At 36.7% G+C, this 22,174-nt stretch carries 22 protein-coding genes; 9 read left to right on the forward strand and 13 right to left on the reverse strand.

All coding sequences use genetic code 11. The features are described 5' to 3' along the window. Nucleotides 1-18: 18 nt before the first annotated feature. From CUB63_RS10325 to CUB63_RS10335, 3 genes are all read right to left on the reverse strand, one after another. Nucleotides 19-1,563 carry a methyl-accepting chemotaxis protein gene (locus tag CUB63_RS10325; protein ID WP_072064785.1) on the reverse strand — a complete coding sequence of 515 codons (1,545 nt, stop codon included), beginning with the start codon at nucleotides 1,561-1,563 and terminating at the stop codon, nucleotides 19-21. A 149-nt stretch (nucleotides 1,564-1,712) separates the two neighbouring features. Next, entirely contained in the window at nucleotides 1,713-2,573 is an 861-nt protein-coding gene (locus CUB63_RS10330) for an SIS domain-containing protein (RefSeq protein WP_109848043.1), read from the reverse strand. A 713-nt stretch (nucleotides 2,574-3,286) separates the two neighbouring features. After that, nucleotides 3,287-3,892 (reverse strand): LysE family translocator, encoded by a 606-nt coding sequence (locus CUB63_RS10335; RefSeq protein WP_109847989.1) that lies wholly within the window; start codon nucleotides 3,890-3,892, stop codon nucleotides 3,287-3,289. Between the two features lie 99 nt (nucleotides 3,893-3,991). On the opposite strand from CUB63_RS10335, the gene CUB63_RS10340 reads away from it, so the two are divergent. The 3 genes from CUB63_RS10340 (at nucleotide 3,992) to CUB63_RS10350 (ending at nucleotide 6,125) form a co-directional block, all read left to right on the forward strand. Next, entirely contained in the window at nucleotides 3,992-4,972 is a 981-nt protein-coding gene (locus CUB63_RS10340) for a hydrolase (protein WP_006534666.1), read from the forward strand. Further along, complete coding sequence (locus CUB63_RS10345; RefSeq protein ID WP_006534665.1) at nucleotides 4,969-5,190, forward strand: YheU family protein; 222 nt, start codon at nucleotides 4,969-4,971, stop codon at nucleotides 5,188-5,190. The genes CUB63_RS10340 and CUB63_RS10345 overlap by 4 nt, the downstream gene beginning before the upstream one ends. Before the next feature lie 65 nt (nucleotides 5,191-5,255). Beyond that, complete coding sequence (locus tag CUB63_RS10350; protein WP_006534664.1) at nucleotides 5,256-6,125, forward strand: phosphoribulokinase; 870 nt, start codon at nucleotides 5,256-5,258, stop codon at nucleotides 6,123-6,125. 89 nt (nucleotides 6,126-6,214) lie between these two features. Here CUB63_RS10350 and CUB63_RS10355 read toward each other — a convergent pair whose 3' ends face one another. Next, complete coding sequence (locus CUB63_RS10355) at nucleotides 6,215-6,622, reverse strand: OsmC family protein (RefSeq protein ID WP_072064790.1); 408 nt, start codon at nucleotides 6,620-6,622, stop codon at nucleotides 6,215-6,217. A 313-nt stretch (nucleotides 6,623-6,935) separates the two neighbouring features. On the opposite strand from CUB63_RS10355, the gene crp reads away from it, so the two are divergent. Beyond that, nucleotides 6,936-7,568 (forward strand): cAMP-activated global transcriptional regulator CRP, encoded by a 633-nt coding sequence (gene crp, locus CUB63_RS10360; protein WP_004246872.1) that lies wholly within the window; start codon nucleotides 6,936-6,938, stop codon nucleotides 7,566-7,568. 95 nt (nucleotides 7,569-7,663) lie between these two features. On the opposite strand, the gene argD is transcribed toward crp, so the two are convergent. From argD to ppiA, 3 genes are all read right to left on the reverse strand, one after another. Next, entirely contained in the window at nucleotides 7,664-8,878 is a 1,215-nt protein-coding gene (argD, locus tag CUB63_RS10365; RefSeq protein WP_072064792.1) for a bifunctional acetylornithine/succinyldiaminopimelate transaminase, read from the reverse strand. A 117-nt stretch (nucleotides 8,879-8,995) separates the two neighbouring features. Further along, entirely contained in the window at nucleotides 8,996-9,571 is a 576-nt protein-coding gene (locus tag CUB63_RS10370; RefSeq protein WP_006534660.1) for an aminodeoxychorismate synthase component II, read from the reverse strand. A gap of 373 nt (nucleotides 9,572-9,944) precedes the next feature. Continuing rightward, nucleotides 9,945-10,514, reverse strand: coding sequence for a peptidylprolyl isomerase A (ppiA, locus tag CUB63_RS10375; protein ID WP_072064793.1), 570 nt, complete (start codon nucleotides 10,512-10,514; stop codon nucleotides 9,945-9,947). A gap of 270 nt (nucleotides 10,515-10,784) precedes the next feature. Here ppiA and yihA point away from each other — a divergent pair, with 270 nt between their 5' ends. Beyond that, complete coding sequence (yihA, locus tag CUB63_RS10380; RefSeq protein WP_072064795.1) at nucleotides 10,785-11,417, forward strand: ribosome biogenesis GTP-binding protein YihA/YsxC; 633 nt, start codon at nucleotides 10,785-10,787, stop codon at nucleotides 11,415-11,417. A gap of 149 nt (nucleotides 11,418-11,566) precedes the next feature. On the opposite strand, the gene spfP is transcribed toward yihA, so the two are convergent. Then, nucleotides 11,567-11,614, reverse strand: a complete 48-nt coding sequence (gene spfP / locus CUB63_RS18050; RefSeq protein WP_438361642.1) for a small protein SpfP — start codon at nucleotides 11,612-11,614, stop codon at nucleotides 11,567-11,569. Between the two features lie 286 nt (nucleotides 11,615-11,900). Here spfP and def point away from each other — a divergent pair, with 286 nt between their 5' ends. Beyond that, entirely contained in the window at nucleotides 11,901-12,419 is a 519-nt protein-coding gene (gene def, locus CUB63_RS10385) for a peptide deformylase (protein WP_006534655.1), read from the forward strand. Nucleotides 12,420-12,527: 108 nt separating this feature from the next. Here the strand turns inward: def and polA are convergent, their stop codons facing one another. The 4 genes from polA to CUB63_RS10410 all read right to left on the reverse strand — a co-directional run bounded on the left by polA (nucleotide 12,528) and on the right by CUB63_RS10410 (nucleotide 17,884). Then, a complete protein-coding gene (gene polA, locus CUB63_RS10395) occupies nucleotides 12,528-15,326 on the reverse strand; it encodes a DNA polymerase I (protein ID WP_109848044.1) in 2,799 nt (932 codons plus the stop codon). Between the two features lie 634 nt (nucleotides 15,327-15,960). Next, nucleotides 15,961-16,584 carry a thiol:disulfide interchange protein DsbA gene (gene dsbA, locus CUB63_RS10400; protein WP_109847990.1) on the reverse strand — a complete coding sequence of 208 codons (624 nt, stop codon included), beginning with the start codon at nucleotides 16,582-16,584 and terminating at the stop codon, nucleotides 15,961-15,963. 20 nt (nucleotides 16,585-16,604) lie between these two features. Continuing rightward, on the reverse strand, nucleotides 16,605-17,600 hold the full coding sequence (locus CUB63_RS10405; RefSeq protein WP_109847991.1) for a serine/threonine protein kinase: 996 nt from the start codon (nucleotides 17,598-17,600) through the stop codon (nucleotides 16,605-16,607). 14 nt (nucleotides 17,601-17,614) lie between these two features. Further along, entirely contained in the window at nucleotides 17,615-17,884 is a 270-nt protein-coding gene (locus tag CUB63_RS10410) for a YihD family protein (RefSeq protein ID WP_072064800.1), read from the reverse strand. A 220-nt stretch (nucleotides 17,885-18,104) separates the two neighbouring features. On the opposite strand from CUB63_RS10410, the gene mobA reads away from it, so the two are divergent. Both mobA and mobB read left to right on the forward strand, forming a co-directional pair. Next, nucleotides 18,105-18,713 (forward strand): molybdenum cofactor guanylyltransferase MobA, encoded by a 609-nt coding sequence (gene mobA / locus CUB63_RS10415; RefSeq protein WP_109847992.1) that lies wholly within the window; start codon nucleotides 18,105-18,107, stop codon nucleotides 18,711-18,713. Beyond that, nucleotides 18,700-19,218 (forward strand): molybdopterin-guanine dinucleotide biosynthesis protein MobB, encoded by a 519-nt coding sequence (gene mobB, locus CUB63_RS10420; RefSeq protein ID WP_072064803.1) that lies wholly within the window; start codon nucleotides 18,700-18,702, stop codon nucleotides 19,216-19,218. Before mobA ends, mobB begins: the two co-directional genes overlap by 14 nt. 59 nt (nucleotides 19,219-19,277) lie before the next feature. On the opposite strand, the gene CUB63_RS10425 is transcribed toward mobB, so the two are convergent. After that, nucleotides 19,278-20,936: an alpha-glucosidase gene (locus tag CUB63_RS10425; protein ID WP_109847993.1), complete on the reverse strand. Its 1,659-nt coding sequence runs from the start codon at nucleotides 20,934-20,936 to the stop codon at nucleotides 19,278-19,280. Nucleotides 20,937-21,152: 216 nt separating this feature from the next. Between CUB63_RS10425 and CUB63_RS10430 the strand changes: the two genes are divergently transcribed. Next, entirely contained in the window at nucleotides 21,153-22,133 is a 981-nt protein-coding gene (locus tag CUB63_RS10430) for a LacI family DNA-binding transcriptional regulator (protein ID WP_109847994.1), read from the forward strand. Nucleotides 22,134-22,174 lie beyond the last annotated feature (41 nt).

The raw sequence follows: 22,174 nt of genomic DNA on the forward strand, positions 1-22,174 counted from the left end.
TTTTTAACTCATGACAAATTAATGAAATACATTGATTGCACTAACTAAGTAGTTAGTTTGTACTTTCATTTCACCTGAAATCATTGAGGCTTTGGAAACATAATTCGCATTTTCATGCGTAATCGATTCTAATTTTTCAACCGCACGACCAAGCTCTTTTAACCCCGCACTCTGCTCTGATGAGGCTAGGCTAATTTCACCAATTAAATCAGTCACATTTTTAACATGCACCACAATATCTTCCATAGTTCCGACAGTTTCATTAACTTGCTTTGAACCGACTTTGATATTGCTACTTGAGGCACTGATCAAGGCTTTGATCTCTTTAGCCGCTTCTGCACTACGCTGAGCCAGCTCCCTGACTTCGGTCGCAACGACGGAGAAACCTCGACCTTGTTCGCCGGCTCTGGCCGCTTCTACGGATGCATTAAGTGCAAGGATATTAGTTTGGAAGGCGATACTATCAATAACACCAATGATATTACTAATGCGATCAGAGCTTTTCGCAATATCATTCATTGTATTAACGATACTATCCATTGCACTACCTCCTTTTATCGCAGCTTCACAAGTGATATTAGAAAGACTGTTTGCCTGCCCTGCCGTTTCACTATTACTACTTACCGCTGTTGTTAACTCATTCATTGTTGAGGCAGTTGCTTCAACATTACTAGCGGTTTGCTCCGTTCTCACATACAGATCGCGATTACCTGCGGCTAATTGATCACAAGAGATATCGACTTGATGAATTTGATGACTCACATCACTGACTAACCAACGGAACATACGCCCTAATTGATTAACTGAACGCTGTGTCATACCCACTTCATCAATGCGGTTTATATATGTAACGTTATGTTCATCGCCAGTTGCAACACGATTTGCTTGTTCATTAAGTAGTCTAATTGGCTTAACAAGCTGAAAATAGAGAATACGCTCATTTGCCATCAGTAATACCAGCAAAATCATAATATGCATAAAAAGAGCATAACCCGATAAACCAGCAAACCATGCACTTAACAACATGAAAGGTAGAGGTAATAGGATAAAAAGACGGAGTCGTTTTTTTAATGAAATGGTTTGATTCCATGAGCGCCAACGTTGCCATCCTTTATACACAAAAGCGCCTTTTAAAAACATATGTGAAGGATACTTACCTTGATTAAATGCAGCGTAAAGTGCTGAAGCCTGTGCGATTTCCTCTTTTTTTACTGAAGTCCTTACCGACATAAAACTTTGAATTTTACCCTGACGTATAATTGGGGTGATATTCGCTCTTACCCAATAATAATCCCCATTTTTACGTCGATTTTTCACGATCCCTGTCCAAACTTCTCCTTGCTTTAACGTTTGCCACATATCCTTAAAGACTGCTGAAGGTATATCTGGATGTCGGACAATATTATGGGGTTGCCCCACAAGCTCTTCCATTGAAAATCCACTGACTTCAATAAAGTCCTCATTGGCATAAATAATATTGCCATCAAGATCTGTCGTCGACATCAGTGTTGCGTTTTCAGATACCGGGTATTCTCGCTGTGTCACCGGTTGATTGTTACGCATTAGTTACTCTCCTCGATATTGAAATTAAAACATCTCAACAAAAAAAGACTGCCTAAATAACTATCGTTTCGGCCGTTAAGAGAATAACTTTAGTAATAAGTGTAAATACTTATCTTTAAATATTAATTTTTTGAATCAGTTCAAATTTTTTAATTATCCAGACTATTAATTAATGCCTGTGAACTTAGTACTAATGTCTTCGCACATTCATCACGTTTCTTTAATAATGCCATAAAAATAAGGTCAGTGATTGTGTTTTGTGCTGTACGTGAAGAGATTGAAGCGCTTCGCCACTCTCCCTCATCCGCAATTGTTTCTAATATATAGTCAGAAATTTGGCCCAATGGTGAATGTTTTTCTCCTGTAATAGCAATGATTTTGGCCCCCTGTTTTTTAGCCACAGAGGCTGCAACTAACATGTCTTTCCTTTTACCACTATAAGAAATTACAATCTGTAAATCCTTTGGACTTAACATTTGAGCAACAGATATTTGTACATGATGATCTGTTTCAATCAGCGTTGTTATTCCTATTTTTTGCAATTTATAACTTAGATCTCTCGCAACTAACCCTGAGCCACCAATACCGATAATTTGAACACGTTGTGCTTCATCAATAAGCTGAACGACTTTTTCAAAATGAAGGTAATTAATTTGACGAGTCGTATCACAAATTGAATTACTTTTCTCTTGAGCGAGTTTCTGTGCAATAACAACTAAGCTATCATCAGCGTCTATTTGGTTATGTAATATATTAGGGTTGGTTCCTGAGTTCGCATTTTTCCTGCCAAGATCTTCACTGATTGCAAGTTTCAAAGAAGGAAAACCTTTAAATCCTATTTTTTGGCTAAATTTAACAATTGCCGATTGACTCACCCCCATAATTTGAGCAAGTTGTTGTGATGAAAGAGTCACTGTTTTTTCCGGATTGTCTAAAATATAGTCCGCTATTTTGCGCTGATTTGTAGCCATACCTGGCTTTATCCAGGCAATTTTTGTTAATGTTGGCATAATGACAATATCCACTTCGAGTTCTATATAATTATATCTGGAATAGTTCTTAGTACAGCGTTTACTACCTAAAAAATTAAATTTTCAGAATAAAATCAATTAAAAATAGAAAATAAACAATCATAAAGTATAGGGGAAATTACCTTATTATTAGAATACTTATTTTTATAATAGTTTTATAATTATCTTTTCAATCCAATCTATGTTTATCGAACCCAGCTTTTATAATACTTAATTTACTTTCTTCTTTGTTTTAAATAATAATTTATTCTTTTAGGTCAATAGGACGATATAGGCTTATTCTATTTACATTTAATTATTTATTATTTTCAAATAATTTCATTAAGTTAACAACAATTCAAAAACGTAAGCGTAATATAAAATATTTTAAAAGAAAACCACCAAAAAAGAATAAATAATTCTCTATAAAATAGTTATTTTTTCATTTTAATGATGTAAAGAATGAAAAATAAAAAATCAAGTCGTTAAATAATAACGATCTGTATAGCGACTAAAAATGAGTCATCTGTTTATATAAAGTAGTATTTTAACATGAATAATTGTGTCAGTGGGCGATCGTAGATCGCTCTTTTTATAGAGAAATACTCTTTTTTTAACACATATCAAAAGATATCATTTCAACCAATCTTAAAAAAACATCATTTACATCAAAAAAGGTTTATTAGTTATTGATTTTAAATTATTTTATTAACTTATTCTATCCAGATCAACGGTACACAGAGCGCCGTTAATAATCCCATTGAGATATTGAAAATAAACCAAGCGCGTCGGCTTTGTAAAAATAGGCTAATTAATGTTCCGCCTAATATCCAAACAATACCCGCAACGAAATTAACAATGACCATAACAATACTAATAGTAATAACCGAGCTAAAATAAGCATCGCCCGATAAACTGAAGCTTCCTACTGCACCTAATCCCATCATCCACGCTTTTGGATTTAGAAATTGCAATAATCCACCCTGAAACCAACTTACTGCCTGCAAGGTTTTTGCTGGAATATCTAAACGCTGATAAGATGATGCTGCGGTTTTCCAAGCAAGCCAAAGCAAATACGCACTCCCAACTATCTTCAATCCGACATGCAGAGCAGGATAAATTATCAATAAAGTGGCAACACCAAATGCAGAGCTCAATAAAACGCATTGCATACCTAGCATAATGCCGGCCATTAGTTTTAACGAGCCTTTGAAGCCTACATTTGCCCCTGATGAGGTAAGCAGTAAGTTGTTTGGTCCAGGTGTTATCGCGGCAATAAACAGGAAAATAGTTAAGGAAAAAATAAGGCTAATTGTCATGATAAAGACTCAAAAATGTGACAGGCGTTTTATTTTCACCGAAAATAGCAGTATGTTATTTAGCAAACAAGTGTTAATTCATTTTGATAGACGGAAAATATGTCTCAATACTTTAATCCAATGCGTTGGGCTAAAAATCCACATTTACAGACACTCTTACCGAGAATTATACGTAGGACGCCACAACTGACGCCACATTGGCAACGACTCAATCTTCCAGATAACGATTTTGTTGATTTAGCGTGGAGTGAAGATCCGACAACAGCACTCAATAAACCGCGCTTAGTCATCTTTCATGGCTTAGAAGGTGGATTTAATAGTCCTTATGCTCACGGCATGTTAACCGCAGCAAAAGAGAGAGGCTGGCTAGGCGTTGTGATGCACTTTAGAGGATGTAGTGGTGAACCCAATAGACAAAACCGTATTTATCACTCAGGTGAAACGGAAGATGCTCGCTACTTCTTAAATTGGTTGAAAAAGGAATTTGGTGAACAACCAACAGCCGCGGTTGGCTATTCTCTTGGTGGAAATATGCTTGCCTATTATCTTGCAGAAAGTGGCGAAAATGCCGTTGTAGATGCAGCCGTTATTGTCTCTGCACCATTAATGCTAGAACCTTGCTCAACAAAAATTGAACATGGCTTTTCTCGTTTTTATCAATGGTATCTGTTAAAAGAACTCAAAAATAACGCAACACGAAAACTTATTCGTTATCCAGAATCCTTACCAATCAGCTTATTAACGATAAAATCCATCAAAAAACTACGCCAGTTTGACGATCTTATTACATCTAAAATTCACGGATTTAAAGATGCGTTAGATTATTATCGCCAATGCAGTGCATTACCTTTATTAAATAAAATAAAGAAAACTACACTTATCATTCATGCTAAAGATGATCCATTTATGTCTGCGGATGTTATTCCTGATGTCAGAACACTCCCCAACAACATTGAATATCAACTTACAGAATTTGGTGGGCATGTGGGATTTGTTGGTGGAAAACTATCAAAACCTGTGATGTGGCTTGAAAGCCGAATACCTGACTGGTTATCCGCTTATTTGGAGAAAACCCAATGATAATTCCTTGGAATGAGCTTTCCGCAGAGACACTTGATAATCTTATTGAAAGTTTTGTTTTACGAGAAGGCACTGATTATGGTATCCAAGAGAAAACGCTTGAACAAAAAGTCGCCGACGTAAAAAAACAACTTAAATCGGGTGAGGCCGTGTTGGTTTGGTCTGAACTTCATGAGAGCGTTAATATTATGCCAGCATCGCAGTTTCGCTCTGGTTAGTTATTCAAAGCAAACAATGCATCGCCATCAATAAGGGCCAACCTTATTTAGCAAAAGGATAACCTATGTCAATCAAGCATCCTATCATCGCAGTGACTGGCTCGAGTGGTGCAGGAACTACCACAACAAGCCAAGCTTTTCGTAAAATATTCCAACAACTCAATGCAAATGCCGCATTAATTGATGGAGATAGTTTCCATCGCTATACCCGTCCCGAAATGGATATGGCGATAAGGAAAGCGAGAGAACAAGGTAGACATATCAGTTATTTTGGCCCTGAAGCAAATGATTTTAGCCTACTGAGCAAAACATTAAGTCAATATAGTGATACAGGACAAGGTCAATCTCGCAAATATCTACACTCTTATGATGAAGCAACACCTTACAATCAATTACCAGGAACATTTACCCCTTGGGAACCCTTAGCCAATAATACTGATGTTCTCTTTTATGAAGGATTACATGGTGGCGTTGTTACTAACGAACATAATGTAGCTCAACATGTTGATTTATTAGTCGGAGTTGTTCCTATCGTAAACCTAGAGTGGATACAAAAGCTTATTAGAGACACCACTGAAAGGGGACACTCGCAAGAAGCGGTAAGAGATTCGGTTGTACGCTCAATGGATGATTATATTAGCTACATTATTCCTCAATTCTCGCGCACTCACATTAATTTCCAACGAGTCCCAACTGTTGATACTTCAAACCCTTTTTCTGCCAAAGCAATTCCCACTCTTGATGAAAGCTTTATTGTTATTCGTTTTCGAGGCTTAACCGATATTGATTTTCCCTATTTACTTGCGATGCTGCATGGCTCATTTATGTCGACAATAAACACAATTGTTGTACCGGGAGGGAAATTAGGATTAGCGATGGAATTAATTATGGCGCCATTAGTCAAAAAATTATTAAATGGCGAAAAGATAAGTTAACCAAAATAAAAATTATCTCTATAAAAATAATATCCCATTAATTAAGGGATATTATTTTTCAAATTAAACTTTATTTTAAAATATCAAATTTAGTCAGCGTTTTTTATTTCAAATGAATGCGTAATATTGGCTGCTTTTCCTAACATTAAAGAAACAGAACAATATTTTTCTGCAGATAATTGAACAGCTCGTTCTACGATTTTATCCGTTAATTCCTTACCTGAAACAATAAAATGTAAATTGATATCAGTAAATAAACGAGGAGCTTCTTCGCGTCGTTCTGATGTTAATTTTACTTCACAATCAGTCACTTGGTGACGACCTTTTCGTAAAATGCTTACAACATCAATAGCGCTACACCCACCCGCAGCAATTAATACCATTTCCATTGGGCTTGGGGCTTTATCTCCTGAATTCCCATCCATCATAATTTGATGGCCAGATGAAGATTCGCCGACAAAAGATAAATCTTCAACCCACTTAACTCTCGCTTCCATTTATTTTCCCCCTAAAGATGACAGAAACTAAAAGAGTACATTCTCATAATTCAACTAGCAATTAGCAAATAGGTTTATTATGCTGACTGCGTAAAACGAGACTTAATGCACTAATTGTGTTAAAAACAATATCTGCTTGATGATAGTGGTTAAGATCAATGCATTATTTTCTCATTTATTATAATCTACTCCATATTAACTTACCGTGTTCTCAGGAAGTTAATAGGTCAAGATAGGATTTTTAAGCACGCTGTCTCAAAAGGGAGCCTATCCGTTTTGAAAGGCTGCATTTAACGTACAGAGGATAACGCGAATGGTTCTCGGCAAGCCGCAAACAGACCCGACTCTTGAATGGTTTTTGTCACACTGCCATATTCACAAATATCCATCCAAGAGCACGCTGATCCACCAAGGTGAGAAAGCGGAAACACTTTATTATATTGTTAAAGGTTCCGTGGCTGTTCTTATTAAAGATGAAGAAGGAAAAGAAATGATCCTCTCCTACCTAAATCAGGGGGATTTCATCGGTGAACTTGGATTATTTGAAGAAGATCAAGAACGTAGTGCATGGGTTAGAGCAAAAACAGCCTGTGAAGTAGCAGAAATTTCCTATAAAAAATTCCGCCAATTAATTCAGGTTAACCCTGATATTCTGATGCGCCTTTCTGCTCAAATGGCGAACAGATTACAAACGACATCAGAAAAAGTAGGCAACCTTGCTTTCTTAGATGTAACAGGTCGTATTGCACAAACCTTATTAAACTTAGCAAAACAACCCGATGCAATGACGCATCCTGATGGCATGCAAATTAAAATTACACGTCAGGAAATCGGTCAAATCGTTGGTTGTTCACGCGAAACTGTAGGCCGTATTCTGAAAATGTTAGAAGATCAAAATCTGATCTCTGCACACGGTAAAACTATCGTCGTTTACGGGACTCGCTAAGTTTCCCAGCCCGAACAAACAATAGCCCGATACAAAGGGCTATTGATAACAAATCTGTATAAACCCCATTCTTGCGATGGGGTTTATAATAATGCCTACCCTTTCACAAACTCCGCAATAGCCGCTTTTAATGCCGCCATTCCTTCTTGTAGCTCTTCTTGAGTAATAATTAATGATGGTGTAAAACGCATCACATTCGCTCCTGCGTTTAACATCATTAAACCATGTTTGGCAGCAAGGCCGAGTAACTCTTTGGCTTTACCTTCATATTGTGGTGCCAATTGCGCACCAATCAATAAACCTTGCCCACGGATTTGCGAAAAGACATTGTACGTTTGATTGATTACCGCCAGCTCATCTACAATCCATTGATAGCGCTTTTCAACCCCCTCAAGTACTTCAGGTGTATTAATCAAATCAAATGCGACATTGCCCACTGCACAAGCTAATGGATTACCACCATAAGTTGTGCCATGAGTCCCTACGCCCATTACAGAAGCTATTTCATCTGTTGTTAACATCGCACTGAGTGGAAAACCACTTCCTAGCGCTTTTGCAGTGGTAATAATATCAGGTGTCACATCATAGTTCATATAGGCGAAGAGCTTACCTGTACGGCCCATACCTGTCTGTACTTCATCAAGAACAAGCAGAGCTTGGTGCTTATCACACAATGCACGTAACCCTCTCATAAACTCAGATGTTGCAGCTGTTACGCCACCTTCACCTTGAACTGGCTCTAAAACAATGGCGCAAGTGTGATCATCTATTACTGCTTTAACAGCATCTAAATCATTAAAAGGAACATGTACGATATCGGCAGGTTTTGGGCCAAATCCATCGGCATATTTAGGTTGTCCACCAACAGATACTGTAAACAACGTTCTACCATGAAATGCATGGTGAAAAGCAATAATTTTAGTTTTATAAGGACTATGGCGAGTGATGGCATAATGGCGAGCCAATTTAAATGCTGCTTCATTCGCTTCTGCGCCTGAATTGGCAAAAAAGACACGTTCTGCAAATGTGTTATCTATTAATTTTTGAGCTAAACATAATGCAGGTTCATTAGTAAAAATATTACTAACATGCCAAAGTTTTTCACTTTGTTCTTTCAAGGCTTGGTTTAGAGCCGGATGAGCATGCCCCAATGCTAAAACAGCAATACCACCAGCAAAATCAATATACGATTTTCCTTGCTGATCCCAAACACGACTCCCCACCCCTTTTACAGGAATAAATTCTGCGGGTGAATAAATTGGCAACATTACTTGATCGTAAGTTGCCCTGTTAATGCTTTGCGTTGTCATTACCCCACCTGATCGTTATTCATGTTCAATATGAAAATATAATCACTAAATATGAATAAAAAATCAAATGTGGTTTTGTATAAAAAGACGTTATTTCGCTATTTAAATGCTATCCATTTAATATTTAAGGAAATTATTTAACAGCTCATGTCCTTGTTCACTTAAAATACTTTCAGGGTGAAATTGAACTCCTTCAATTGGCAGAGTACGATGACGAATTCCCATAATTTCATCAACATTTCCATCATGCTGGCTCCATGCCGTCACTTCAAAAGGTACAGGCAATGTTGTCGCATCAATCACTAAAGAGTGGTAACGCGTCACACTTAAAGGTCGATTAAGTCCTTTAAAAACACCTTGTTGATTATGATGTATTAATGAATTTTTACCATGCATCACTTCTCGCGCTCTGACAACCGACGCACCAAAAGCTTGCCCTATTGCTTGATGTCCAAGACAAACGCCAAGAATAGGAATTTCACCGGCAAACCGCTGTATAGCCTCAAGAGAGATCCCAGCTTCATCAGGAGTACAAGGTCCTGGCGAGATCACTAGATGTGCTGGCATCATCTTTTCTATCTCTTTAAGTCCGATCTCATCGTTACGCTTAACAACAACCTCAGCACCCAATTCACAGAAATACTGATAGAGGTTGTAAGTAAACGAGTCGTAATTATCAATAAGTAACAGCATATTAGCCTATCCGACTGATTTTCTTATCATTATCTATTTTATTACTATTTTAAAGCGAGTGTAGATTTGCCAAAATAGCTCGTTGTTTAACCGACTTGGGTACAACAAAGCCGATTATCATAGCACAGGTATAAAATATGAATAGTAAGCAAGAAAACCTGCTGGTTTATTGCGCAATAACAAGAATGACGGTAATTGATGATGAATAGAGTGATTAATAGTGTAATGAATACTTATTGCAGGAGATCACACGAAAAAAAGAAGGATAAAAATATTTTTTTCGTACTAAAAACCCCGGAATGAAAACATTCATTCCGGTTTATATGCTTTCTATCTTATTAGAATAAGTAAATATCCTATCCTAATAATGCGTTTATTGTTTTACAACTTCCGCAGATAAAATAGTGACCGTTTTTACTGGCACATTTTGGTAAGGTCCAATATTCCGAGTAGGCGTTTGTGAAATTTTATCAACGACATCCATTCCTTTCACAACTTTACCAAAGACAGCATAGCCAAAATCACGTTGGCCATGATCTAAAAATGCATTATCAGCCACATTAATAAAGAACTGGCTGGTTGCACTGTCTTTATCTGACGTGCGCGCCATGGCAATAGAGCCTTTTACATTACGTAATCCATTGTCGGCTTCATTTTTAATTGGTGCTCTGGTTTGTTTTTGCTGTAAATCAGCAGTAAAACCACCACCTTGAACCATAAAACCAGGAATAACACGATGAAAAGTGGTGCCGTTATAGTATCCATCTTCGACATACTGAATAAAATTTTTCGTTGTTATTGGGGCTTTTTTATTATCCAGTGATATTTCAATATTGCCTTCAGAGGTGACTAATTTAACGAAGGTTTCTCCCGTTGCCATTGCAAAAGTCGCTGTTGTTAAAGTGCAAGCGGTAACGAAGGTGACAAGAAAACGTTTTAACATGCAGGGATCCTTTACTTTAATAGTCTACAACTTACTTAATATGCAGCGATTCTAATTCGCTGAGGTAAATAGTGCCAATCATTTACCTTTATTTACGCTCAATAAGTCTAATTACGCTATAGCGGAGTAAATTTTAATTTTTAATCGCTGTTATAAGTCATTAAATTGCGCCAAAATAGAGCAAATAGATATTTTAGATATTCATTTTCATGCAAAATTGAAATGAGTATGCATGAAAAGCCGCATTATTTCAGAGAGGTTTATACCATAATGACCCAATTTAATTACCAAAAAGCACATTTCATCATCAGTGCACCTGATATCCGCCATTTACCACCAGATTCAGGAATTGAAATTGCCTTTGCGGGTCGCTCTAATGCCGGTAAATCCAGTGCTTTAAATGCGTTAACCCAACAAAACGGATTAGCCAGAACCAGTAAAACGCCAGGCCGTACGCAATTAATCAACCTTTTTCAAATTGAAGAAGGTTTACGCTTAGTTGATTTACCTGGCTATGGTTACGCCCAAGTTCCTGAAGAAATGAAGCGTAAATGGCAACGCTCTTTAGGTGAATACCTACAAAAAAGAGAGTGCTTAAAAGGTGTAGTTATTTTAATGGATATTCGTCATCCATTAAAAGATCTCGATATGCAAATGATTGACTGGGCTGTTGGCTCAGAGCTTCCGACTCTCGTTTTACTGACTAAAGCAGATAAACTAGCATCAGGCGCGCGTAAAAAGCAGCTCATGAGCGTACGTGAAGAGCTAGCAAATAAAGTAGGTGATATCCGCGTAGAATATTTTTCATCATTGAAAAAAATTGGCATTGATAAACTACGTAATACGCTTAATGAATGGTTTTCAGACAAAGAAGAAGCACCTGTAAACGACAATAACGTTTAATCTCTTCTTTTTCCTACCCAAAACTGACTGATCTTTTATTGATTAGGGGAAAATCACCTTTCCCCTTTCACTTCTAGCACAAACCACTTCAGCAAATTTTAGGCAAAAAAATGCCCCAGCCGAAATAAGTCGACTGGGGCAGCTAATATTCAGCTAAATCCGATTACGTGAAGTAAAAGGTCTGAAAGATAGAACATCTTACCTCTGTACCCTACGAGAGATAATGTACTCTATTTTATTGGTTAATAAAAGCCCTTTTGTAATTTTTTTTCACAGGCAGACACGATTCAGCTATGCATTTATGTATTCAAATCATAAATAAATGTAGTTTAATTACATAATTATGAGACTTTAATCACTCGCATGAATATGATTAAAAATAGAACAAATCACACAAAAGGTGCGGTTTCTCCTTAATGATTTTGTGATACGCTTACCGCGAGACCGTAGTAAATATGTAATTAGCGATAAAATGAGGTATCCATGGCTGTATTACCGCTCCTGCGTTTTCCCGATGAGCGTCTGCGCAGAGTCGCAGTACCAGTGGAAAAAGTAGATGACGAAATACGCACATTAATCGATGACATGATTGAAACCATGTATGCAGAACGAGGTATTGGCTTAGCAGCACCTCAGGTTAATGTATCTAAACGCATTGTTGTAATTGATGTTTCTGAAAACCGAGATCAACCGATTGCACTTATTAATCCTGAAATTATCAGCACTGAAGATGAAGTGATGGATATGATGGATGGGTGTCTATCTATTCCAGATTCTTTTGCCCCAACAGAACGTTACCGCTTCTTAAAGGTGAGAGCATTAGATAGAAATGGTGATGAAATTGAACTTGAAGCCTCTGATTTGTTTGCAGGCTGTATTCAACATGAGTTAGACCATCTTGATGGTAAACTCTTTATTGACCATTTATCTCCGTTAAAACGTCAACGTATTGAGAAAAAACAGAAGAAATTAAGCAAACTGATCGATTCACAAGTTGCTTAATAATTCACTTATCTCTTTTTCATATTTTTATAAGTTTTGACATAAAAAAGCTCGGTAATTAACCGAGCTTTTCTTTTTTCTACTTTAAACAAGAATAATATTTAAAAATTAATGTGCTTCATCCCAGTTATTACCCACACCCACTTCGACTTTTAATGGGATAGCTAATTCCATACTACTTTCCATCAATTTATGGATCATGATATTTGCGTTCTCTAGGTAAGACTCCCGCACTTCAAACACCAATTCATCGTGTACTTGCATAATCATATGCACATCAGCAGGACATTCATTGCAAATCCAATTATCCACAGCAATCATTGCTTTTTTAATGATATCCGCAGCTGTACCCTGCATTGGAGCATTAATCGCTTCACGCTCTGAAGCTTTACGACGAATTGCATTCTTTGAATTAATTTCTGGTAAATAGAGACGACGACCCTCTAACGTTTCAACATAGCCTTGTTCAGAAGCTTGTTTACGTGTGCGCTCCATATAATCCAATACGCCAGGATAACGCTCAAAATAGAGATCCATATAACGCTGAGCTTCTCTTCTCTCAACACCAATCTGCTGCGATAAGCCAAAAGCGCTCATGCCATAAATAAGACCAAAGTTAATGGCTTTCGCACTACGACGTTGTTCAGAAGTGACTTCTTCTAAAGGTATACCAAACACTTCAGATGCCGTTGCACGGTGAATATCTTTACCTTGAGCAAAGGCATCTAACAAGCCTTTATCTTGCGATAAATGCGCCATGATCCGTAATTCAATCTGTGAATAGTCGGCTGCAACAATTTTAAAACCTTCACGCGCGATAAAGGCTTGGCGAATACGGCGTCCTTCTTCGTTTCTCACTGGGATATTTTGAAGATTCGGATCGCGAGAAGATAAACGACCTGTTGCCGTCACAGCTTGATGATATGAAGTATGTACACGCTTCGTTTTACTATTAACCATCAATGGCAATTTATCCGTATAGGTAGATTTTAGTTTCGCAAGACCACGATGCTCTAAAATCAAACGGGGCAGTTCATGGCTATGTGCTAACTCTTCCAATACTTCTTCATTGGTAGATGGTGCCCCTTTTGGCGTTTTCTTAATAACAGGTAATTGCAGTTTATCAAATAAAATTTCTTGTAACTGTTTAGGTGAAGAGAGATTAAATTCTTGTCCTGCTAGCGCAAACGTCTCTTTTTCAATTTCAGCTAAACGCTGTGTGATTTCTTGAGATTGAACAGCTAACACTTGAGCATCAATTAATACCCCTTTGCGTTCCATTCTAGAAAGCACTGGGACTAATGGCATTTCAATATCGCGGTAAACATGTTTAAGAGGCTCAATGGCTTCTATTTGAGGATATAGCGCTTGATGGAGTAATAAAGTGATATCCGCATCTTCAGCAGCATATAACGTTGCTTGCTCAACCTCAATTTGGTTAAAAGTCAGTTGGCCTTTACCTTTACCCGCAATCTCTTCAAATGTTGTAGTTTTATGATTTAAGTGCTTTTCAGCCAACGTATCCATATCATGTCGATTACTGACACTATTTAATACGTAAGACTCCAACATCGTATCAAAATGGATACCGTTTAATTCGATGCCTTCATTTTCCATAATGCCACGGTCAAACTTCAAATTTTGCCCAATTTTTAGAATGTTCTTATCTTCTAAAATAGGTTTTAATGCCGCTAGCACATCATTAACAGGAAGTTGCTCTGGTGCATCTAAATACTCATGACGCAACGGAATATAAGCTGCTTTTCCTGGCTCAATCGCAAACGACATGCCAATTAAACGTGCATCAATATTATTTAAGCTGTCCGTTTCTGTATCGAATGCAAATGTGGGTGCTTTTTTGAGAAGCTCAACCCATCGTGCTAAGCTTTCATGTGTCAAGATAGCTTCATAATTCTCTTGTGTAATAACAGGGAAATTAGCTGATGCAGAGGCTTCTTTGGGTTTAACAGCTTCAGAGGTATAAGGCACAGCAACTTTTTGTGTACTACGTTGTGCTAACCACCCACCATTTTGAAGATCACTTATCCAGCGTTTAAATTCATAACGCGTGAACATTTCTAGTAATTGCTCTAAATTTGGCTCACTAACCACTAAATCATCAAACGTTTTATCGAGTTCAACATCCGTTTTAATTGTTGCCAACTTATAAGAAAGTTTTGCCACTTTCTCATGCTCTGCCATTTTAGCGCCAAGTGTTTTAGCACCACGGAAACTCAACGTTGCGATATTATCAAGCTGTTGATAGATATCATCTAAACTACCAAGCCCTTGTAAAAGACCTAATGCAGTTTTTTCTCCCACTCCTGGAACACCAGGGATGTTATCGGATGAATCGCCCATTAATGCGAGAAAATCAATAATCAGTTCAGGAGGAACACCATATTTTTCTTTAACTTCATCAGGACCTAAAATAACGTTGGTCATAGTGTTAATTAGCGTGATCTTTGGCGTTACTAATTGCGCCATATCTTTATCGCCAGTACTGATTAAAACATCACGGCCATCAGCTGCCGCTTTTAGTGCCAATGTTCCAATGACATCGTCTGCTTCCACACCTGAAATAGATAACAAGGGTAAACCCATTGCTTGTACCATTTCATGCAAAGGTGCTATTTGCTCGCGTAAATCATCCGGCATTGGAGGACGGTTAGATTTATATTCCTCATACAATTCATCACGGAATGTTTTACCTTTAGCGTCAAACACAACCGCAACATGGCTTGGTTTATACTGTATTATCAGGCTACGTAGCATGTTCAACACGCCATACATCGCACCTGTTGGCTCACCTTGGCTATTGGTTAGAGGTGGAAATGCATGATAGGCGCGGTAAAGATATGAGGAGCCATCTACAAGGATAAAGGGGTTTTCTGCTATCTGGACCATAATCTGTTCATCATTGTTCTGAGGTTCGTTGATATGACTAGAATGCCACATCACAGCCCAATAGACGAATATTACCTGTTCTTAAATGCAGAAATTCGGCTTAAATACTCAATTATTTATTATTAACCAGACTTAACAAAAAGAATAAGTATGAATGATAAGTTAATATTCATTAAGGTCATTTTGTCAGAGTAGATATCCATTAATCTAATTTCAATTAAAAACAAAGAATAAACAGTAAACTTATTGTGTAATTTAGAAAGTATTTAAGAAAGAGCCATTTACTCATCATTAATATTAACGTTCATATTAGTGTCATCTTTTTTATTAAGAATTTATTTTGTAACCAATATCAAAAAAACCTGTGGATAACTCTGTGAGTAGTTTTGTAACCCTCTCTATATTAATAAGTTAGCTTCCTTTTCAATTTATTAACATAATTAAAAAATCAATCACTTAGCAAATTCATTAAGATATTATAAATTAATATCTGTATTTTTTATTAATGTGGATAGTTATATTATGACAAAATTATGAAAGTAAAAAAATAGCACTCCTATTTCTTGAGTGCTATTTTTTATATAAGAACCTATATACTTTTACTTAGTCTACATAGGAAAAAATTAAGCCTATATTATTTTTTCAGCAATAACTGATTCACAATATCAGAATATGTCTTTGCATACTCTTCTGGTGATTTTGCGCTAATACCGTCATTTTTCATTTTATATTTACCACCAATTATCATGGCAGGAACACCATTGATTTGAAAATCCGCAACAGCATTTTGTTGTTGGCTAACTAAAGAGTTCACCACAAAGCTATTCATTGCCGCATCATAATCTTCGCCTTTAACGCCGGCCTTAATAAAAGCATTACGGATATCATCAACAGAACGAATAGATTGAGTTTCTTGAATACCTTTAAATAAAACAGGAGAGACTTGATCTTCAACACCTAAGGCCATTGCTACAGCCCAAGAACGTGTTAAGTCCTTACCCAAAGGCCCTAAAAAATCAACGTGATAGCGGACAACATTGGTATTTTCTGGCGCATTCTTTTCAACAGTACTATTGACTTTATACACTTCAGAAAATTGATAACAATGTGGGCAATAAAAAGAGAAAAACTCAACAACATCAGGCGCAGCCGCAACAGGTTTAGAAAGGTTAGTGTACTGTTTTCCTTCAGATATATCAGCAGCAGAAACACTGAATGCTAACACCATACTTGCTAACGCCAGCCAATTTTTTTTCATTTCTCATCGTCTCCTAAAAATTAATACATTGGACTAAGTTGTAAAGGAGGCTCATTTAGTTGCTCCACTTGTCCCTTGAATAAGGCTAATTGTTTAAACCAAAAATCTTGTTCTTGAAACCAAACAAAAGCACGAGGAAAAGCAGGATCATTCCAACGTTTTAATACCCACGCGAGATAATGCACCATTCTCATTGCTCTTAATGGTTCAATCAATGACAATTCACGTAAATCAAAATCTTGATATTCATAATAAGACTCAAGGATCGTATCTAATTGTATAACCTGCTCTTGCCGTGAGCCGTTTAATAACATCCAAAAGTCTTGTACTGCAGGTCCCATTCGGGAATCATCAAAATCAACCATTACAACTTCATCACGCCACAATATATTACCAGGATGGCAATCACCATGTAGCCGTAACATTTGCCATGCAGAGTCCTCTATTCTAGGACGCACATCATGAATAAGTTTATCTATAACCTCTATAAATTGAGGTTTCAGGTTATTAGGAATTAACGCACTACTTTCAAATTCTAATTTTGGCGCTATCAGATATTCTGCAATAGAAACTGTCGATCGATATTCATAACTCTTTTTTCGGCCTATTTGATGAATACACCCTAATGTGCGTCCAACTTCTTCTAACTGAAATAAATTATCAGTTTCATAGGCTCTTCCTCCTATACTAGGAAAGATTGCAAAATAAAAGCCACCATCAGAAAGATGAACCGTCTCACTATTAATCATTAAAGGAGCAGCAACAGATATCTCAGCCTCCTTTAATGCTAAAACAAACTCATGTTCTTCTTTTATTTGTTCATACGACCAGCGTTGAGGACGATAAAATTTCACCACATAACGTTGTCGATGCTCATCCATAAATTGAAAAACACGATTTTCATAGCTATTTAATTCTGTTAACCCTGACTCAGGATAAAAACCAATTTTAACTAACGCGTCCCAAATGTTGTCAGGTGACAGTCCCTGAAAATTAAATGAGGCAGACATTTCCATTTTCTATCCTGAATTTAATCTTTAATCACACCACGAGCACGTAAAATAGCGGTTTTAAAATCTTCTTCGTAATCTTTTTTTAGTCCTGGTATCACTTCTGTCGGTGCTGAACCACGCATTTTCAGATGGTAAATCAAAATATCATCAGTCAGATCAGATAATTGACCTTTAAAACCCGCTTCATCAGCCAGTTTCTGCAATAATTGAACTAAGTTTAAATCAGAATTTTCTTCCCAAACTGGGTGCAGTAATTCCATAACTTCATTAAGACGGTGACATTTCATACAAAAAATCCTTATTATTAATTACAACAACAAAGTACCAATTATTATCCGATAGAAAAAGGAAACCTCTGTCAATATGCGTAAATATTACGCTTTTTTGATAAAAATTGCTGTCGCTTTACATGAAATCTCATTATGTCGATATTTTTTATTAGTATATCGTCTTTACTTGATAAAAATCGTTCGGAAATTTTAGCCAATTTATTCACAAATATTGAATATGAAAATGAAGAATATTACAGGTGGTATACTTGCGGGTGGTCAAGCAACACGAATGGGTGGCGCTGATAAAGGACTTCAAATTCTACATGGACAGCCTTTATACCGCCATATAGCCCAAAAACTAGCACCTCAAGTTGATAATATACTGATTAGTGCTAACCGCAATTTAGAACAATATCGCCAAAGCCAATATCCTGTTATTACAGATGAAATAGAAGGATTTTCAGGGCCTTTAGCTGGCATGCTCACATTATTAAAGCAAGCCCCAACACCTTGGGTTGCCTTTGTGCCTTGCGATGTTCCCTATTTCCCTCTTAATTTAGTTGAAAAACTCTATGAACAAAGAGGCGAAGCATTAGCCGTTTATGTTGATGATGGTGAAAGAGAACATCCTACCTTAGCACTACTAAATCGTCGTATTATTCCTATGCTAGAAGCTTATTTAGCACAAGGCGATCGAAAATTAATGTTGTTTATGAAGCAAATAAATGCACATCCTGTTTTATTCGCGGATCAAGCAAATGCTTTTATTAATTTAAATACCCCTGACGATATTGAAAAAGCCAATAAATTAAAAAATAGGAATGAAAAATATGGCGCAAGTTGATCTACCCCTTTTAGGGATCACGGCATGGAGTGGAACCGGTAAAACGACATTACTAAAACAACTTATTCCACAATTACGCAAAAGAGAAATTCGCGTAGGCATGATCAAGCACACTCATCATGATATGGATGTGGATAAGCCTGGCAAAGACAGCTACGAGCTTAGAAAAGCAGGTGCAGATCAGACATTAGTCGCAAGCCAACAACGTTGGGCATTAATGACAGAAACCCCAGAACTACCAGAATTAGATTTGTATTACCTCGCATCTCGTTTTGATACAAGTAAACTAGATTTAATCTTAGTCGAAGGATTTAAAGGCGAAACCATTCCTAAAATTGCACTTTATCGCCACATCAACGAGCGTGATTTTAATGAATTACTCGATGAGCATGTTATTGCCATCGCCAGTGATTGTGATTTAAGTGTGGACTTTCCACTACTAGATATCAACGCACCCGAAGCTATTGCAGAATTTATTGCAGATTGGCTGAAACAAATGAAATAAAAATGGCCAATAATAAAGCGCCCAATAAAGGCGCTTTATTTTCAATCAAATAGAAGAAATTAAGCAAAAATAATCGCTTGATAAGGCTGAAGGATAAGGTCGCCGTGCGCATTTTTCACTATTGGGCTGTTATGCAAATAGATATCCTTAGCTTTAATGGTTAGTGCCTTTTCTTCACCACTAAAATTACAATAAATATTGATTGAATTACCTTCATAAGTACGCTTAAAAGCAATCACATTTTCTGGTGAATCTAATGGCAAAAATTCACCATAAATCAAAATATCACTGATCTCTGAATGCCGTCTTAATGCAATCAATTGCTGGTAATAAGCGAAAAGAGAGTGATTATCTTGCGTTTCTTTCTGTGCATTAATATCGACATAGTTAGGATTAACTTTTAACCATGGTTTACCTGTACTAAAACCACTATTTACTTCGCTATTCCATTGGAAAGGTGTTCTTGAATTATCACGGCTACGGTCATTAAAGTATTCAATGATTTGCTTATCGCTGTAACCTAATTTCTTACCCCACTCATGTAATTTAAACACATGTAAATCATCATGTTCTTCTAATGTCATCGGGCAATTTGTCATGCCAATCTCTTGCCCTTGATAAATAAAAGGCGTGCCCCGTTGCGTTAATAAAAATGTTGCTAACATTTTGGCACTAATGGGATTAATAGCACCTTTAGGGAGAAATTTATTTAATGAACGAGGTTGATCGTGATTTTCTAAATAAGGCGCTCCCCACCCTACTCTTTGAGTATCTAATTGGCTTTTGATAAATACAGGTTTTAATCTTTCACCTGTAATTGGGTTAATTGTAAATGGCTTTTCATTGCGGATATCTAAATCGGCAATGCTAAAATCAAATACCATAGAGAAATAACCATCTTCGCCGACATAAGCACGTAAATCTTTTTCTGGCACATCAATTTCTGCAACGGTCATACTGTTCACAGGCTTAAAAGTTTTCTCGGCTAATTCAGTTAAGAATTTATCAATACCTGGTTGATTTAAAACCCAAGGCACTAAAGATGCAGTACCATCATCTTTATCAGGTTCAAATTGATATTCAGATAAGGCTTCAGGGGATTTTTTTAAATTACCAATCGCATCAATGCGAAATCCTGCAACCCCTTTTTTGATCCAGACATTTATCATGTCGATAATATCTTTACGTAATTGTGGGTTTTCCCAATTTAAGTCCGGTTGTTCCGGACCAAATGAATTAAAGTACCAACGATTAGTTTTTCCAACACGACTCCAAACAGAGCAATCAAAATAAGTGCGTAAATTATTAGGAGGAGTCGGCTTATCCCATTGTTTAAAAATATAATAATCGTTATATGGGCTATTAGGATCTTCAATTGCCGATTTAAACCATGGGTGCTCATCAGAAGTGTGATTTAATACTAAATCTAATAAAATTTTAATATCACGTTTTTTAGCTTCACTAATCAGTTTATCTAACGCGTTATTATCGCCAAAGATAGGATCGACAACAGAATAATCAGCAATATCATAACCATTGTCTTTCATTGGCGATTTAAAAATGGGGCATAACCAAATAACATTTGTACCGAGTGACTGAATATAATCTAATTTCTCTGTGATCCCTGCTAAATCCCCAATACCATCCCCATTACTATCATAATAACTCTTGGGATAAATTTGATAGACCACTGCTTCTTTCCACCAAGTTTTAGACATATTCACCTCACCAAGGTAATTAGTATATATGGAACAGTTCCATAGTTAATATAAGATACTATAAGCACTAAAAAGGAGGGTAAGGTAATTAACATACTAAAATGTGAAATAGCTCATACTAAAAAAACACAATTACCTCAATAAAAATGGGTTTGTAATAATCATATTAAGATATATTAGGACATCAACGAATTGAAAGGAGCAACAGCATATTCAATGGCCGGGATCCGTGATGTCGCAAAAAAAGCAAATGTCGCAGCAAGTACTGTTTCCAGAGCATTAAATAACAGTGGTTATGTGTCTCAAGCTGCACGAGAAAAAATAAAAAAAGCGGTAGAGGAATTAGATTATATTCCTGATACTTGGCTAAGAAATTTATATCAACAAAAAAGTGCAGTTGTTGGTGTCATTATTAATAGCCTTGAATACCCTTATTTTGCGACAGTAACCCGTTTTATTGAAAATAAACTCGCTGAAAATGGCTATAGCATGATGTTATGTGCAACCCAAAATAGCAAAGTACGTGAGCGTATATTTTTTGATATGCTTAAACGTGGTCAGATCGACGGTATTATTGCAGAATATCTGTTATTGGATGATAGTGAATATCAGCATATTCAAAGACCTGTAGTCACACTAGATCGCCATCTTCGTGATATTCCATTAGTTTGTTCTGATCACCACACGGGTGGTCGATTAGCAGCAGAACACCTTATTCAAAAAGGTTGCAAGAAAATCCTCTATATTGAAGATAACTCAAGTTATTTATCATCAACCCCTTCATATCAAAGCTGTTTAGCCTTTAAAGAAACGCTTATTCAGGCAGGTATTAACCCCATTCCTTGCAAAGTAAATTGGAAAGAAGAAGAGAAAGACTATTTTCACTCTTTCGCAACAAAAATACTTTCTTTGCATACAGATATCGATGCTATTTTTGCTGCTGATATTCCTGCCATGGCATTGTTTAATGAAGCCACAAGGCGAAATATTACCATTCCAGAGCAACTAAAAATTGTTGCTTACGATGGTAGCCCTTGGTTAAATCAAACACTGCGCCAGTTAACCTGTATTGAACAACCCTTTGAAAAACTAGCTGAAAAAAGCGTAGAAGTGATTAGTACATTAATTGAGAATAAAGAAATAACAGATAACGTTTCTGTTATTCCAGTGAAGTTTATTCAAGGTGAAAGTAGTTAGAGCCCTTGTAAAAAATACTTAATTTACCCCTTATAGTTTAA

Source organism: Proteus penneri (assembly GCF_003144535.1).
In the GTDB taxonomy this organism is placed as follows: Bacteria; Pseudomonadota; Gammaproteobacteria; order Enterobacterales; family Enterobacteriaceae; genus Proteus; species Proteus penneri.